Here is a 16,201-nt window from a genome sequence, read left to right as displayed (position 1 = left end):
TTATCTTTTTTGAGTGCAATTCTCTTGTTTTATGTAATGAGTATGAAAAATAAGTACAAGGAATAATCAGTGGGAAATTCCCACTGATTACATGTAAGTTTTTTTGTTGTGTATGAATTAGAAACTATTATTTTGAAGGTGAGCCTTTAATATATTTCCACAAATCATGGAATACACGAGCTTTGTGTAATGTATTAAGTAGTACTAAGGTGACTGGACCGATGATTAATCCTAAGAAGCCAAAGAGCTTAAAGCCGACAAATAGAGCAATCAGTGTTGCTAATGGATTAAGGCCGATGTTAGATGAAAGTACCTTTGGCTCCATAATTTGTCTTTGGACAATCACGACGATGTATAAAATGAGAAGACCGATGGCGAAAGCAGTGTCGCCAGTGAAAAATACGTATATAACCCAAGGAACGAAGACAGCTCCTGTTCCTAAATACGGGAGTAAATCTACAACCCCTGTAATAATCGCGATAGTAATGGCGTATGGTACGCGTAATATTAAAAGTCCGATTAATACAATAACAGTTGTCATAGATACGAGTGTAAGTTGTGCTTTAACAAAACCGAATAAAGCTTTTCTTAAATCCACAAAAATAGTTTTTCCATAGCCATGAACACGGTTGGGCAAAAACTTTCTTACCTTCTGAGCAAGACGATGCCAATCGTAACTAATGAAGAAAGTGGCTAATAAAACGAAAACAAGTACAGTTAAAGTAGTTGGTAGTGCACTAATAAAATTTGTTAACCCGCTTATAATAGCGGTTAAAAGTTCTTTCATTTGCGTCGTTGCTTCAGTTCCTAAGTTTTGAATGTTTTGTGTAATCGTATAGCGCTGTGGTTCCCCAAGATGATTAAATTTAGAAATTAAATCATCATAGAGAGGCATAATATGATTAAGTGCAAACTGCTGAGCGAATGCAACGATATCCGGAAATTTTATTGTAACAAGTTGTAGTAAGTATGTTGTAGCAGATATTGCTTCTGTTACAAGGTATGTAACGAGTCCGACGATAGCTCCAAATACGAGAATTAAGCTAACGAGTACTGCGAGTGCGCGAGGAAATTGTAGTTTTTGATTAAGGAAATTGACGACAGGATTAATCAAATAAGCAAATGCGAAAGCGATAATAAAAGGATAGATAAGTCCTGACATATATAGTAATGCATAGAACCCGGCTACCGTAGCTACAATGACAAATATGAGTCGCAATATCATATATAGTAAGTTTCGATTCAAAGATGTATACCTCCCATTCCAATTTGGATTATCCTAATTCGTTCAACTTATAACGAGTGTGCCCCACTGATTAAAGTTTCACTTTATGTTATAGTGGAATGATGGATTTTTCCTGCTTTTTCAGTACGTGAGTGACTGTGAAAGCTTGGTGTTGATGCTTCTACTATATGGTAAAAACTTCATTTTCTCTTCTTTTTATTTTACCTGTTTCTAATTAGAAAAGAAAGGAGAGACGCTCGTTTTTTAAAATGTATACATGCTTACATTTGTATGGTGAAAGTCTCAGTTTTTCATTTTAAAATGCATAAAAAATGAAGTGATTCATGTTGGATAGGCATCGATATAGCATGTATAACGATAGGTTTAAAGGTATTTTTGTTTGGAAATGAGTTCATTATTTTCAGAAAGGAAGTGCAAACATGATTAGTCAGTCAACGTTATTTTTATTCATACTACTTATTATAGGACTTATTGCGAAAAACCAATCGCTTACTGTAGCTATTGGTGTGTTATTTCTATTGAAATTTACGTTTCTAGGAGATAAAGTCTTCCCTTATCTACAAACGAAAGGGATTAACCTCGGTGTTACGGTTATTACAATAGCAGTACTCGTACCGATTGCAACGGGGGAAATAGGTTTTAAACAACTTGGGGAAGCAGCGAAATCGTATTATGCATGGATTGCTTTAGCTTCAGGGGTAGCAGTTGCTCTGTTAGCGAAAGGTGGCGTAAAATTATTAACGACAGATCCTCATATTACAACTGCACTCGTTTTCGGGACAATTATAGCAGTTGCTTTATTTAATGGGGTCGCTGTAGGTCCATTAATTGGGGCTGGAATTGCCTATGCAGTTATGAGTATTATACAGATGTTTAAATAAAGAATTTTATAGTAATATAAAATTTTTGAATTCTTTCTGTTCACAAAAGTCAGATAATTGTTTATAATAGGATTAGAAACTTTGAAAAGTTACATAACAGCAGAGACTTTACACCAGATAAAATAAAAACAACATAAAACAATTTTATAATGATATTGCTTTATGTTGTTTTTATCATAAAACTCTTCGGAATTCATTTTCCTCACTAACTTGTTGTTTTGAGCGTGAGGATTCGGGGAGACATTCACGCTCATGCTTTCCATGTAAACAATGGACAATAAGAGGGGAACAACGCAACAAATTTGCATGATCGTGCATTTTGCTTGCCTAAAGAGTGAACGGGCGTTCATAATTCAAAAGGGGAGCAAATAGATATAAGGAGCAAGGTTGGGAGAATTTTCAGGAAAAGGAGAGAATGTCATGACTGTTATTCGAGGTTTAGAAGGGGTAGTAGCAACAACATCATCTGTGAGCTCTATTATTGATGATACATTAACTTATGTTGGGTATAATATTGATGATTTAGCTGAGAATGCTACATTTGAAGAAGTAGTGTACTTATTATGGCATCGCAAGCTTCCTAACGAGCAAGAACTAGCGGAATTTAAGGAGATTGTATCGGAATACTATAAAGTTCCAGGTGAGATTTTAGCATATTTGAAACAAGTAGATTTAAAAATCGCACATCCGATGTCTGTTTTACGAACTGCAATTTCCATGCTATCATTATACGATGAGAGCGCTGAAATTATGGATGAAAAGTCCAATTATTTGAAAGCGGTTAAATTACAGGCTCAAGTAGGAACTTTAGTTGCTGCTTACGCAAGAATCCGTAAAGGCTTAGATGTTGTTGAGCCTAGAAATGATTTATCATTAGCTGCAAACTTCTTGTACATGTTAAATGATCGCGAGCCAAATGAAGTTGAAATTGAAGCTTTTGATAAGGCGCTTGTACTTCACGCAGATCATGAGTTAAACGCTTCTACATTTACTGCACGCGTTTGTGTAGCTACACTTTCAGATGTATATTCTGGTATTACAGCAGCAATCGGTGCGTTAAAAGGTCCTCTTCACGGCGGGGCAAATGAAAATGTAATGAAGATGTTAACTGAAATTGGCGAAGAAGAAAATGTAGAATCATATATTCATAATGCTCTTCAAAATAAAGTGAAAATTATGGGCTTTGGCCACCGTGTATATGAGCATGGTGATCCACGTGCAAAACATTTACGCGAAATGTCTAAGAGATTATGCGTGCTTTTAGGAGAAGAGAAATGGTATAATATGTCTATCAAAATTGAAGACATTGTAACAAAAGAAAAAGGTCTTCCACCAAATGTTGATTTCTATTCAGCTTCTGTATACCATTGTTTAGGAATTGACCATGACTTATTTACACCTATTTTTGCAATTAGCCGTATGTCAGGCTGGTTAGCTCATATTCTAGAACAATATGAAAATAACCGTTTAATCCGTCCGCGTGCTGATTATAATGGACCAACACATCAAGTTTATGTTCCGATTGCACAACGATAAGCGAATAACACTATTTTGATAGTGAAAATACGCTTTCAAAAGTCTGATTTTTTCGGAAAGATGTAATGATTAGAATATTTTAATTTGACTAACGGTTTGAACTGAGGGGTTATTCCCTCAGTTTCATACATATGAAATTTCAAACATGGGGGTTATCACATTGACGACAGGTGAAAAAATTACTGTAACTAATGGTGTTATGAATGTACCAAACAATCCGATTATTCCATTTATTGAAGGAGATGGAATTGGTCCTGATATTTGGGCAGCTGCATCTCGTGTACTAGAAGCAGCAGTTGAAAAAGCTTATGATGGTGAGAAGAAAATCGTTTGGAAAGAAGTGCTTGCAGGGGAAAAAGCATTCAACCAAACAGGCGAGTGGTTACCAGAAGAAACTTTAAATTTAATTCGTGAATATTTAATCGCGATTAAAGGTCCACTTACAACTCCAGTTGGCGGTGGTATTCGTTCTCTAAACGTAGCACTTCGTCAAGAATTAGATTTATATGTATGTCTACGTCCAGTTCGTTATTTTGAAGGTGTTCCTTCACCTGTAAAACGTCCGGAAGATACTGATATGGTTATTTTCCGTGAAAATACAGAAGACATTTATGCTGGAATTGAATATGCGCAAGGATCTCCAGAAGCAGAAAAAGTTCTTACTTTCTTAAAAGAAGCAATGGGTGTGAATAAAATCCGCTTCCCAGAAACATCTGGTATTGGTATTAAGCCAATCTCAGAAGAAGGGACAAAGCGTCTTGTTCGTGCTGCAATTCAATATGCAATTAACGAAAAACGCTCTTCTGTTACATTAGTTCATAAAGGAAACATTATGAAATTTACAGAAGGTGCTTTCAAAAACTGGGGTTACGAAGTAGCGGAACAAGAATTCGGCGACAAAGTATTTACTTGGGCTGAATATGATCGTATCGTTGAGAAAGATGGAAAAGATGCAGCGAATAAAGCGATGGCAGACGCTGAAGTGGCTGGAAAAATCATCGTAAAAGATTCTATTGCAGACATCTTCTTACAACAAATTTTAACTCGTCCACGTGAGTTCGATGTTGTTGCAACAATGAACTTAAACGGAGACTACATCTCTGATGCACTTGCTGCACAAGTAGGTGGAATTGGTATTGCACCTGGTGCAAACATTAACTATGTGACTGGACATGCTATCTTTGAAGCTACGCACGGTACAGCTCCAAAATATGCAGGTTTAGATAAAGTAAACCCATCTTCAGTTCTTCTTTCTGGTGTATTATTATTAGAGCACTTAGGATGGAACGAAGCTGCGAAATTAGTAACTGCTTCAGTTGAGAAAACAATTGCTTCAAAAGTAGTGACTTATGATTTCGCACGCTTAATGGAAGGTGCAACAGAAGTGAAATGTTCTGAGTTCGCTAATGAACTTATTAAAAACATGGATGTAGCGATAATCAAAAACGCATAATTAAAGCGGGGGGTAAATTATGACAATCAAACGCAAGAAAGTTTCAGTCATCGGTGCAGGATTTACAGGAGCAACAACAGCATTCTTATTAGCACAAAAAGAACTTGCAGATGTTGTATTAGTGGACATTCCACAACTGGAAAATCCAACAAAAGGGAAAGCGTTAGATATGTTAGAAGCGAGCCCAGTACAAGGTTTTGATGCTAACATTATTGGAACATCTGATTACGCAGATACTGCTGATTCTGACGTTGTTGTGATTACAGCAGGTATTGCGCGTAAGCCTGGTATGAGCCGTGATGACTTAGTAGCAACAAACTCTAAAATTATGAAAAGTATTACGCGCGACATTGCAAAACATTCACCAAATGCAATTATTGTTGTATTAACAAATCCAGTTGATGCAATGACATATTCTGTATTTAAAGAAGCGGGATTCCCGAAAGAGCGTGTTATCGGTCAATCGGGCGTATTAGATACAGCTCGTTTCCGTACATTCATCGCTCAAGAATTAAATCTTTCTGTGAAAGACATTACAGGATTTGTTCTTGGTGGACACGGTGACGATATGGTACCTCTTGTACGTTATTCTTATGCAGGTGGCATTCCGTTAGAAACGTTAATTCCGAAAGAGCGTTTAGAAGCAATTGTAGAACGTACCCGTAAAGGTGGCGGTGAGATTGTAGGCTTATTAGGAAACGGTAGTGCATATTACGCACCAGCTGCTTCTTTAGTTGAAATGACAGAAGCAATCTTAAAAGATCAACGCCGTGTATTACCGGCTATTGCGTACCTTGAAGGTGAATATGGTTATAGCGATCTTTACTTAGGGGTACCAGTAATTCTTGGTGGTAACGGAATTGAAAAAATTATTGAATTAGAACTTCTTGCAGATGAAAAAGAGGCGTTAGATCGCTCTGTAGAATCTGTACGTAACGTTATGAAAGTTCTTGTTTAATAATGAAATAGAAGTAGAAAAAGATTCGGGGCCCCGAATCTTTTTCTACTATTTATACAAATGTTTTTTTGAAATAACATGAAAACGCTATCATTTGTAATATCCTATAATGAAACTGTAGATTTATACTATACATTGCCCTCATCATAGTAAATTTCGGATCAGGTATCGCTTTTCGTAGGATAATAAGGTGAAAAAATCGGAGGGGGTTGTAACATGTTAAAGAAAAAAGTTCAAATTGGTCGTAAAATGGATGAAATTACAGTAGGAGAGAAATTATCTATCACTGAAAAAATTGAGGATAAAGATTTGTTATTGTACTTAGGGTTAACAAATGATGCCAATCCATTATATATTCAGCATGATTACGCATCCCAAACTCCGTATGAAAAGCCGATTGTACCAAGCATTATGCTAACTGGAATGATTACAACGGCAGTTACGAAATATTTACCAGGTCCAGGTAGTCATATTACGAGAAAGGACCTTACGTTCGTGAAGCATGTTCACCATTATGAAACGTTACAAATCCACTTTGAAGTAGTGGCTGTTTCTGAGGAGGAACATACAATTGATATGCTTGTATCTGCTCATGATGAAAAAGGAGAAACGGTTGTAAAAGGTTCCTTAACAGTAACGCCTCCTTTCAAATCAGTTTCTATTATGGAGAAAGCATTAGATAATTTTTAAAACATGAAAATATGAATAGCGCTAGCATACCTTTCATAAAGGAGCTAGCGCTATTTTTAATTGAAGAATCCTTCAGTAAATCCTTGAGCGAAATCTGAACAACCTGTTTTAATCGTATCCCAGCTTGGGGCGTTGAATGTAAGAATACACGTTACTAGTAAAGATAGAATAGGTAGAACTAGTCGCATAATAGACCTCCATACTGTTTATATCTATATATTTAAATTTATAATATACAGATTGTTAATGTAAGTCAATGGAAGGAGTGATTTTTAAGGTGAGATGGAAAAGAGAAGACGTTATCTTTGAAACGATAAGAGAAGCTGAAGTGTGGGCGGACGGGGTTGCGAATGAAATGCATGGAAGAGTATTTGATGGGTATGAAACACTAGATTATAAAATAGCGTACGCTCTATCTTTTTTCTTAGCGCAAAGTCGAGAATATCATATTCATACGAGTATTGAATTTAATAAAGATATAGAAGTGTATAAAGTATGGATCACTACAAGTTAATTGCGCAATCCGAATCCATGAATAGACAATTATATTGAGAGGGAACTTGTTTTCTAGTATGATGAGAATAACGGGGAAAATACTAGGATGAAGAAGGTTTCAAGTCTATAACTTGGAGGAAAAGAATGAACAATCGTATTTTAGTAGTTGATGATGAGGAGTTTATCTTAACTTTAATCGAATTTAATTTACAACAAGCTGGTTTTGAAGTGATAACAGCGATGGATGGAGAAATGGCGCTTCAAAAAGCGACAACAGAACGTCCAGATTTAATTATATTAGATTTAATGCTTCCAAAAATGGATGGTATGGAAGTATGTAAAGGATTACGATTGCAGCGCGTTATGACGCCGATTTTAATGTTAACAGCAAAAGATGATGAATTTGATAAGGTACTAGGTCTTGAGCTTGGGGCTGATGATTATATGACGAAGCCATTTAGTCCAAGGGAAGTTGTCGCGCGTGTGAAGGCAATTTTACGCCGCACGAAATTACAACAAGAAGAGCAAGTTACAGAATCGTCAGATGAAGAGAGCATTACAATTGCTGAACTTAAAATTTTACCAGAGTTTTATGAGGCTTATTTCCAAGGAAGAAAGCTTGAATTAACACCAAAAGAATTTGAACTACTTGTTTATCTTGCGAAAAATAAGAGCCGCGTGTTGACGCGTGATCAATTATTAAGTGCTGTATGGAATTATGATTTCGCTGGTGATACACGAATTGTTGACGTTCATATTAGCCATTTACGCGATAAAATTGAACAAAATACGAAAAAACCGACGTACATTAAAACGATACGTGGTTTAGGATATAAATTAGAGGAGCCAAAAGGGGATGAATAAATTTCGTTCCAGGCTTCTTTTTACATTTGTTTCTCTTATTGTTTTTATTTTAGTCGGACTCGGTTTATTGCTGGAGACCGTGTTTGAAAACTATTATATAGATCATGCGAAAGAGAGAATGGTAAAAGAGACAGAGTATGTTGCGGTATTAGCAGAAGAACAAGGTTTTGATGATGTTTTAAAAAATCCATATGTATTTGAGAAGTTAGAAGAAAAAATACAGGCTTCTATTGCATTTGTAGATGAAAAAAAGAAAGTTCAATATAGTGGGGGAGAACAATCTGCTTTTAGCCAAGGAATAATTAAAGAACTTTCCTCGGAAACAACGAAACAAAGAAATAAAGTCATTACGAAAGAAACAGATCAGAATAACGAATTTTACCATGCGGTGTTCGTGCAAGATGTAGCAGGGAAACAAGGATACATTTTGGTGAAGAGCACAATTGAGCCTTTGAAAGACGTTCATCAAAAAACGTGGGGATTATTAATTATCGGATTTGTTATCGCGTGTCTCGTCGTCGTATTTTTAGGTATGAAAATTACAGGGCAATATATTAGGCCGATTGAGTCCGTTACGAAAGTTGCCATCGAATTAGCGAAGGGGAATTATAAAGCGCGCGCTTATGAAAGTCATTCGGATGAAACGGGAATGTTAAGTAAAGCGATTAATATTTTAGCTCGTAATTTACAAGAGATGACACTTGAGCAAGAAATGCAACAAGATCGTCTGCATACGTTAATTGAAAATATGGGAAGTGGAATGATTTTAATTGATAGCCGCGGTTATATCAACCTTGTAAACCGTTCGTATAAGGAAACTTTCCACGTCACAGATGAAGAATATTTAGATCGTTTATATTATGAGTCATTTCATCATCCGGAAATTATAGAACTTGTGGAAGAAATCTTTATGACAGAAGTGAAAGTGCGCAAACAAATGTTATTGCCACTTGGCATTGAGCGAAAGCATTTTGAAGTATATGGAGCACCGATTATCGGGACGAATCATGAATGGAAAGGGATTGTCCTTGTATTCCATGACATTACTGAGCTGAAAAAGTTAGAACAAATGAGAAAAGACTTTTTAGCGAATGTTTCTCATGAACTAAAAACGCCGATTACTTCTATTAAAGGTTTTTCAGAAACACTTTTAGACGGTGCTATGGATAATAAAAAATTCTGCGAGCATTTCTTGCATATTATTTTAAAAGAAAGTGAACGTATGCAAGGATTAATTGAAGATTTATTAGATTTATCAAAGATTGAGCAACAAGGGTTTAAATTGAGTATGGGGACCGTTGATATGAAGGGACTTCTTGAAGATATTCATATGGTGCTTGATAATAAAGCGGGAGAAAAAGAAATCTCTTTACAAGTAAATACGCTAAAACGTGTCTCTGTCATTGGAGATCCAAGTCGTTTGCAGCAAATCTTTATCAATTTAATGAATAACGCAATCGTATATACACCGGCTGGAGGCGTTGTTTCTGTAGAATTAGCAGAAGATAAATATAATGCTTATATAAAAGTATCAGATACTGGAATTGGTATTAGTAAAGAGGAAATTCCACGTATTTTTGAACGCTTTTACCGAGTGGATAAAGCGAGAAGTAGAAATACTGGTGGTACAGGCCTTGGATTATCAATTGTAAAGCATTTAGTCGAGGCGCATCACGGTACGATTACAGTGGATAGTGAAGTTGGGGAAGGGACAACATTTACAGTTGTTTTACCAAAATCAGCAACTGAAAAATAGGATGAAGGATGTTTACAATATATTAACAATGGCTTAATTAAATATTAATAAAGCTCTGTTAATATAATACATGAAAACCCCTTCATCCAAGGAGTAATTTTGGACGAGAATAGTTAAGCTGTTCTCGTCACTTCCCTTTATGCCAATATAAGTCTGTTTTATATATGAAAGAAAATAACCGTTATTTTTCTTCTCTCTATTAGTCATGTTAATATAGAGAGAGGAAAGAAACGGTTTTTTTCTGTGAAAAAAATCATTTCAAATTTGTATGGGGAGGTTTCTGATTTGGAAAAAAAGGTCGTATTAGTAGATGGTAATAATATCGCGTATCGTGCTTTCTTTGCACTACCGCTTTTAAATAACGACAAGGGTATACATACGAACGCAATTTACGGTTTTACAATGATGTTAATGAGAATATTAGAGGAAGAAAAACCGACGCACATGTTAGTAGCATTTGATGCGGGTAAAACGACATTCCGTCATAAAACATATAGTGAGTATAAAGGAGGACGTCAAAAGACTCCACCTGAGTTATCAGAGCAATTCCCGTTTATTCGTGAGATGCTCGATGCATTCAATGTACCGCGTTATGAATTAGAAAATTATGAAGCGGATGACATTATGGGAACGCTAGCGAAAGAAGCGAGTGAACAAGGAGCTAGTGTAAAAGTTATTTCAGGAGATAAAGATTTACTTCAACTTGTTTCTGATAACACGCTTGTATGCATTCCTAGAAAAGGGATTACGGAAGTAGATGAATATACTAAAGAAGCTTTATTCGAGAAATACAGCTTATCACCAAAGCAAATTATCGATATGAAAGGCTTAATGGGAGACCAATCAGATAATATTCCAGGTGTACCAGGAGTTGGTGAAAAAACGGCGATTAAATTGTTAACACAGTTTGGAACAGTTGAAGAAGTGTATGAAAATATAGATCAAGTAAGCGGGAAGAAATTAAAAGAAAAGCTGGAAGCAAATAAAGAGCAAGCTCTTATGAGTAAAGATCTTGCAACGATTATTACAGATGCGCCGATTACTGTGCATGTGGATGATATGGAGTATAAAGGGTATGAAGCAAGTGATGTCATTCCAATGTTCGAGAATTTAGGATTCACATCTCTTTTAAATAAATTAGGTGTTACGCCAGAAGAAACGGCTCCAGCTGAATTAGATAATATTACATTTGATATTGTGGAAGAAGTTACAGAAGAAATGCTTCAACAAGATAGTGCGCTTATCGTTGAAGTACAAGAAGATAATTATCATAAAGCAGATATTCAAGGTTTCGGTATTCAAAATGAAAATGGATGTTACTTTATTCAGACAGACATTGCTCTTAAGTCAGATGCTTTTAAAGAGTGGCTTGCGGATGGAGAAATGAGAAAGTATACATTTGATGCGAAGCGTGCGATTGTTGCACTGAAATGGAACGGTATAGATGTGCAAGGGATTGACTTTGATCTATTAATTGCTGCTTATTTACTTGATCCGGCTGATACAGATAAAGATTTCCGCACTGTAGCGAAAATGAAAGAAACGCATGCTGTGAAATCCGATGAAGAAGTTTACGGAAAAGGTGCGAAGCGTGCTGTTCCAGAGCTAGAGATAGTAGCGGAGCATGTAGCTCGTAAAGTGCATGTATTATATGATGTGAAGCAAACGTTCGTTGAAGAGTTAGAAAAGAATGAGCAATATGAACTGTTTACAGAGTTAGAATTACCACTTGCACGTGTATTAGCTGATATGGAAGTAAAAGGTGTAAAAGTTGATACAGAACGTCTTCGTAATATGGGAGAAGAACTTGCCGGTAGATTAAAGGAGATGGAACAGGAGATTTATAAGCTGGCGGGAACAGAATTTAATATTAATTCACCGAAGCAGCTTGGTGTTATTCTGTTTGAGAATTTAAACTTACCGGTTATTAAGAAGACGAAAACAGGTTATTCTACGTCAGCTGATGTACTAGACAAGCTGATGGATCACCATGAAATTATTCCAAACATTTTACATTACCGTCAATTAGGGAAACTAAATTCAACTTATATTGAAGGGTTATTAAAAGTTGTACATGAAGATTCATCTAAAATCCATACTCGTTTCAATCAAGTATTAACGCAAACGGGCCGATTAAGTTCAACGGATCCAAACTTACAAAATATCCCGATTCGACTAGAAGAAGGAAGAAAGATTCGTCAGGCATTCGTTCCATCAGAAGAAGGATGGATTATGTACGCGGCAGATTATTCGCAAATTGAACTTCGTGTATTAGCTCATATTGCAAATGATAAAGGGCTAGTTGAAGCGTTCCAACATGACATGGATATTCATACGAAAACAGCTATGGATGTATTTGGCGTTGAAAAAGATGAAGTAACTTCAAATATGAGACGACAAGCGAAAGCTGTTAACTTCGGAATTGTGTATGGTATTAGTGATTATGGTCTTTCACAAAACTTAGGAATTACAAGAAAAGCAGCAGCGGAATTTATTGAAAAGTATTTAGAAAGTTTCCCTGGTGTACAAGAATACATGAATGACATCGTAAAAGATGCGAAACAAAAAGGGTATGTGGCTACATTATTAAATCGCCGCCGTTACATTCCGGAAATTACGAGTCGTAATTTCAACTTGCGTAGCTTTGCTGAGCGTACAGCTATGAATACACCAATTCAAGGTACTGCAGCAGATATTATTAAAAAAGCGATGATTATTATGGCAGATCGTTTAGAAGAAGAAGGATTACAAGCGCGTCTTCTATTGCAAGTACACGATGAATTAATATTTGAAGCACCAAAAGAAGAAATTGAAAAATTAGAGAAGCTTGTACCAGAAGTAATGGAGCATGCAATTGAACTCGCAGTTCCGCTGAAAGTTGATTATTCTTACGGCCCAACTTGGTACGACGCAAAATAAGGAAGTGATGAAATGCCTGAATTACCAGAGGTTGAAAACGTCAGACGGACACTTGAAAATCTTGTAACAGGAAAAACAATTGAAGATGTCATTGTTACCTATCCCAAAATAGTAAAACGTCCAGATGATGCAGAAATCTTTAAAGAAATGCTAAAAGGCGAGACGATTGAAAATATAAAGCGAAGAGGAAAGTTTTTGCTTTTATATGTAACGAATTATGTCATTGTTTCACATTTGCGTATGGAAGGTAAATTTTTACTGCATCAAGAGGATGAGCCAATTGATAAGCATACGCACGTCCGTTTCTTATTTACAGATGGAACTGAATTACATTATAAAGATGTGAGAAAGTTCGGTACGATGCATCTCTTTAAAAAAGGTGAGGAAATGAATCAAATGCCTCTTGCTGACTTAGGTCCAGAGCCATTTGATGCTGAATTGACACCACGGTATTTACAAGAGAGATTGCAAAAGACAAATCGTAAAATAAAAGTTGTATTATTAGACCAGCGTCTTTTAGTAGGACTTGGAAATATATATGTAGATGAAGTTTTATTCCGTTCTCAAATTCATCCAGAACGAGAAGCGTCGTCTTTAACAGCAGAAGAAATTGAGCGAATTTATGAGGCGACTGTTACAACGTTAGGCGAAGCAGTGAAGCGTGGCGGAAGTACAATTCGAACGTATATCAACTCACAAGGGCAAATTGGCTCATTCCAAGAACTTCTAAATGTATATGGAAAAAAGGGAGAACCGTGTGTGACTTGCGGTACGATATTAGAAAAAACAGTTGTTGGCGGAAGAGGAACGCATTACTGCCCGATTTGTCAGCCAAGAATATAGAAAAGAGATAACATCGGATAGGCATTTGTCATATACATACAGCAGAGCTATGTATAAGGGAGGAGCTTACCGATGTACCTTTATTTATCTCTTATTTTATTAGCTTTTACATTAAGCTTAGATAGCTGTAGTGTAGGGCTAACATATGGTTTAAGAAGCGTAAGAATTCCACTAAGATCAATTGTAATTATCGGAATGTGTTCAGCGGCTGTTATGCTTGTTTCAATGGGAGTTGGACATATGATCGCGAAAGTATTTTCACCTGTTATCGCAACGCGTATCGGTGGGCTTGTTCTTATTGGAATAGGAATTTGGGTATTATACCAATTTTTTCGAAGTGAGAAAAAAGAAGAACCGAAGCAAGAGGAGAAGGTCTGGAAGTTAGAGATTGCCTCGCTTGGGTTAGTCATTCAAATTTTACGGAAACCGACTGTAGCAGATTTCGATAAATCAGGCACCATTTCTGCAGGAGAAGCATTGCTTCTTGGTATCGCTCTTTCTGTAGATTCATTCGGTGCTGGAATTGGTGCATCTTTATTAGGGTATACACCCGCTATGATGGCGATATTAGTTGCAGTGATGAGTTCTTTGTTTTTATTTATTGGAATGAAACTTGGAACGGTTTTATCAAATATGAAATGGTTGCAAAAATTTACATTCCTGCCTGGAGTATTACTCATTATTATTGGAATTTGGAAAATGTAAGTACGGGCGTGGAACATTAGTTTCGCGCCTTTTATTATGAGGAGGGGTATGATGACAGTAGTAATTGGATTAACGGGAGGTATTGCAAGCGGAAAAAGTACAGTATCTCAAATGTTTCGCGAGCTCAGTATACCAGTTATTGATGCAGATATTATTGCACGAGAAGTTGTAGAACGAGGAAAGCCAGCATATAACAAAATTATAGAAGTGTTTGGAACGGAAGTATTACAAGAAGATGGGGAACTGGATCGGCCGAAATTAGGAAGTGTCGTTTTTTATAATGAAGAGAAACGATTGCAGTTAAACAAAATTGTTCATCCTGCAGTGCGTGAGGAAATGAATAGGCAAAAGGAAATGTACATAAAAGAAGGTATGCAAGCGGTTGTGTTAGATATTCCTCTCTTATTTGAAAGTAAATTAACAAGTCTCGTTGACCGCGTTTTAGTTGTAGCAGTTAAGCCACGTACGCAATTAGAACGTTTAATGAAGCGAAACGATTTTTCAGAAGAAGAAGCAACAGCTCGTATTCAATCTCAAATGCCGTTAGAAGAAAAAGTGAAACGTGCAGATGAAGTGATAAATAATGATGGCACAATTATGGGAACGAAAACACAATTACAGGTGATTTTAAAGAATTGGAACATTATTGACTAAAAAATTGTGAAATTAATGAAAATGCTTAGTGACATATCCCCTTTTTGTGTTATACTATTATTGGGATTGGAGATAAATAGTATAACGCATTCAAGGGGGATAACATATTATGACTCGTGTGGCAATTAATGGATTTGGACGTATTGGGAGAATGGTATTTCGTCAGGCAATAAAAGAAAGCGCATTCGAAATTGTAGCAATCAATGCAAGCTATCCATCTGAAACGTTAGCACATTTAATTAAATATGATACAGTTCACGGCAAGTTTGACGGAACAGTAGAAGCATTTGAAGATCACTTATTAGTTGATGGGAAAATGATTCGCCTTTTAAACAACCGCGATCCAAAGGAATTGCCTTGGACAGATTTAGGTGTTGAAGTTGTAATTGAAGCAACTGGTAAATTTAATTCAAAAGAAAAAGCAATTCTTCACGTTGAAGCTGGAGCGAAAAAAGTTATTTTAACAGCGCCTGGTAAAAATGAAGATGTAACAATTGTAGTAGGTGTGAACGAAGACCAATTAGATATTACAAAGCATACTGTTATTTCAAATGCATCTTGTACAACAAACTGTTTAGCGCCTGTTGTGAAGGTGTTAGATGAGCAGTTCGGAATTGAAAACGGTTTAATGACGACAGTTCACGCTTATACAAATGACCAAAAAAATATTGATAACCCACATAAAGATTTAAGAAGAGCACGTGCTTGCGGACAATCAATTATTCCGACAACGACAGGTGCTGCGAAAGCGCTAGCAAAAGTTCTTCCACATTTAAATGGAAAACTTCATGGTATGGCACTTCGTGTACCGACACCAAACGTGTCTCTTGTTGACTTAGTAGTAGATGTAAAACGCGATGTGACAGTAGAAGCTATTAACGATGCATTCAAAACTGTTGCAAACGGTGCGTTAAAAGGCATTGTAGAATTTAGCGAAGAGCCTTTAGTATCTATTGACTTTAATACAAATACACACTCAGCTATTATTGATGGTTTATCTACAATGGTAATGGGTGATCGTAAAGTGAAAGTACTTGCTTGGTATGATAACGAGTGGGGCTACTCTCGTCGTGTTGTAGATCTTGTAACGTTAGTTGTGGATGAATTAGCGAAACAAGAAAATGTACAACATATTTAATTGAATAAGGGGAGGGCAAGTGAATATTTGCCCTCTTTTTTTTATTTTTTCTGAAAAGGAAAA

The 16,201-nt window shown here is 36.3% G+C and carries 15 protein-coding genes; 13 read left to right on the top strand and 2 right to left on the bottom strand.

The features are described 5' to 3' along the window. Nucleotides 1-127 precede the first annotated feature (127 nt). Nucleotides 128-1,246, bottom strand: a complete 1,119-nt coding sequence (ytvI, locus tag PDQ68_RS05060; protein WP_061183842.1) for a sporulation integral membrane protein YtvI — start codon at nucleotides 1,244-1,246, stop codon at nucleotides 128-130. A gap of 419 nt (nucleotides 1,247-1,665) precedes the next feature. Here ytvI and PDQ68_RS05055 point away from each other — a divergent pair, with 419 nt between their 5' ends. The 5 genes from PDQ68_RS05055 to PDQ68_RS05035 all read left to right on the top strand — a co-directional run bounded on the left by PDQ68_RS05055 (nucleotide 1,666) and on the right by PDQ68_RS05035 (nucleotide 6,764). Further along, nucleotides 1,666-2,127: a DUF441 domain-containing protein gene (locus PDQ68_RS05055; RefSeq protein ID WP_061183843.1), complete on the top strand. Its 462-nt coding sequence runs from the start codon at nucleotides 1,666-1,668 to the stop codon at nucleotides 2,125-2,127. A gap of 387 nt (nucleotides 2,128-2,514) precedes the next feature. Continuing rightward, a complete protein-coding gene (citZ, locus tag PDQ68_RS05050) occupies nucleotides 2,515-3,663 on the top strand; it encodes a citrate synthase (RefSeq protein ID WP_000503657.1) in 1,149 nt (382 codons plus the stop codon). Between the two features lie 160 nt (nucleotides 3,664-3,823). After that, nucleotides 3,824-5,116 (top strand): NADP-dependent isocitrate dehydrogenase, encoded by a 1,293-nt coding sequence (icd, locus tag PDQ68_RS05045; protein ID WP_000206903.1) that lies wholly within the window; start codon nucleotides 3,824-3,826, stop codon nucleotides 5,114-5,116. 19 nt (nucleotides 5,117-5,135) lie between these two features. Beyond that, nucleotides 5,136-6,074, top strand: a complete 939-nt coding sequence (mdh, locus tag PDQ68_RS05040; RefSeq protein WP_000153232.1) for a malate dehydrogenase — start codon at nucleotides 5,136-5,138, stop codon at nucleotides 6,072-6,074. 216 nt (nucleotides 6,075-6,290) lie between these two features. Beyond that, the gene (locus PDQ68_RS05035) at nucleotides 6,291-6,764 is read left to right on the top strand and encodes a MaoC family dehydratase (RefSeq protein ID WP_000914180.1); all 474 of its coding nucleotides are present in this window, start codon (nucleotides 6,291-6,293) and stop codon (nucleotides 6,762-6,764) included. A 56-nt stretch (nucleotides 6,765-6,820) separates the two neighbouring features. Here PDQ68_RS05035 and PDQ68_RS05030 read toward each other — a convergent pair whose 3' ends face one another. Beyond that, nucleotides 6,821-6,952: a hypothetical protein gene (locus tag PDQ68_RS05030; protein ID WP_001241582.1), complete on the bottom strand. Its 132-nt coding sequence runs from the start codon at nucleotides 6,950-6,952 to the stop codon at nucleotides 6,821-6,823. A gap of 89 nt (nucleotides 6,953-7,041) precedes the next feature. Here PDQ68_RS05030 and PDQ68_RS05025 point away from each other — a divergent pair, with 89 nt between their 5' ends. The 8 genes from PDQ68_RS05025 (at nucleotide 7,042) to PDQ68_RS04990 (ending at nucleotide 16,138) form a co-directional block, all read left to right on the top strand. Continuing rightward, nucleotides 7,042-7,278: a hypothetical protein gene (locus tag PDQ68_RS05025; RefSeq protein ID WP_001267377.1), complete on the top strand. Its 237-nt coding sequence runs from the start codon at nucleotides 7,042-7,044 to the stop codon at nucleotides 7,276-7,278. A gap of 125 nt (nucleotides 7,279-7,403) precedes the next feature. Further along, nucleotides 7,404-8,123, top strand: a complete 720-nt coding sequence (gene phoP / locus PDQ68_RS05020; protein ID WP_270786597.1) for a two-component system response regulator PhoP — start codon at nucleotides 7,404-7,406, stop codon at nucleotides 8,121-8,123. Beyond that, a complete protein-coding gene (gene phoR, locus PDQ68_RS05015) occupies nucleotides 8,116-9,879 on the top strand; it encodes a sensory box histidine kinase PhoR (protein WP_061183845.1) in 1,764 nt (587 codons plus the stop codon). Before phoP ends, phoR begins: the two co-directional genes overlap by 8 nt. Before the next feature lie 285 nt (nucleotides 9,880-10,164). After that, complete coding sequence (polA, locus tag PDQ68_RS05010; RefSeq protein ID WP_061183846.1) at nucleotides 10,165-12,798, top strand: DNA polymerase I; 2,634 nt, start codon at nucleotides 10,165-10,167, stop codon at nucleotides 12,796-12,798. A gap of 12 nt (nucleotides 12,799-12,810) precedes the next feature. Further along, nucleotides 12,811-13,641: a DNA-formamidopyrimidine glycosylase gene (gene mutM, locus PDQ68_RS05005; RefSeq protein ID WP_016718642.1), complete on the top strand. Its 831-nt coding sequence runs from the start codon at nucleotides 12,811-12,813 to the stop codon at nucleotides 13,639-13,641. A gap of 72 nt (nucleotides 13,642-13,713) precedes the next feature. Next, the gene (ytaF, locus tag PDQ68_RS05000; protein WP_061183847.1) at nucleotides 13,714-14,346 is read left to right on the top strand and encodes a sporulation membrane protein YtaF; all 633 of its coding nucleotides are present in this window, start codon (nucleotides 13,714-13,716) and stop codon (nucleotides 14,344-14,346) included. A gap of 51 nt (nucleotides 14,347-14,397) precedes the next feature. Further along, entirely contained in the window at nucleotides 14,398-15,000 is a 603-nt protein-coding gene (gene coaE / locus PDQ68_RS04995; RefSeq protein WP_061183848.1) for a dephospho-CoA kinase, read from the top strand. A gap of 109 nt (nucleotides 15,001-15,109) precedes the next feature. After that, entirely contained in the window at nucleotides 15,110-16,138 is a 1,029-nt protein-coding gene (locus PDQ68_RS04990) for a glyceraldehyde-3-phosphate dehydrogenase (RefSeq protein ID WP_000198972.1), read from the top strand. The last annotated feature ends 63 nt before the right edge of the window (nucleotides 16,139-16,201 follow it).

The sequence above is a fragment of the Bacillus cereus group sp. Bc010 genome (genome assembly GCF_027716745.1).
GTDB classification, from domain to species: domain Bacteria; phylum Bacillota; class Bacilli; order Bacillales; family Bacillaceae_G; genus Bacillus_A; species Bacillus_A pacificus.
This window is presented reverse-complemented; position numbering and strand designations above follow the sequence as displayed.

Coding starts and splice junctions, on each gene's coding strand:
- PDQ68_RS05055 (WP_061183843.1), top strand. CDS start 1,666: ATGATTAGTCAGTCAACGTTATTTTTATTCATACTACTTATTATAGGA.
- mdh (WP_000153232.1), top strand. CDS start 5,136: ATGACAATCAAACGCAAGAAAGTTTCAGTCATCGGTGCAGGATTTACA.
- PDQ68_RS05035 (WP_000914180.1), top strand. CDS start 6,291: ATGTTAAAGAAAAAAGTTCAAATTGGTCGTAAAATGGATGAAATTACA.
- PDQ68_RS05030 (WP_001241582.1), bottom strand. CDS start 6,952: ATGCGACTAGTTCTACCTATTCTATCTTTACTAGTAACGTGTATTCTT.
- phoP (WP_270786597.1), top strand. CDS start 7,404: ATGAACAATCGTATTTTAGTAGTTGATGATGAGGAGTTTATCTTAACT.
- phoR (WP_061183845.1), top strand. CDS start 8,116: ATGAATAAATTTCGTTCCAGGCTTCTTTTTACATTTGTTTCTCTTATT.
- mutM (WP_016718642.1), top strand. CDS start 12,811: ATGCCTGAATTACCAGAGGTTGAAAACGTCAGACGGACACTTGAAAAT.
- ytaF (WP_061183847.1), top strand. CDS start 13,714: ATGTACCTTTATTTATCTCTTATTTTATTAGCTTTTACATTAAGCTTA.
- coaE (WP_061183848.1), top strand. CDS start 14,398: ATGACAGTAGTAATTGGATTAACGGGAGGTATTGCAAGCGGAAAAAGT.
- PDQ68_RS04990 (WP_000198972.1), top strand. CDS start 15,110: ATGACTCGTGTGGCAATTAATGGATTTGGACGTATTGGGAGAATGGTA.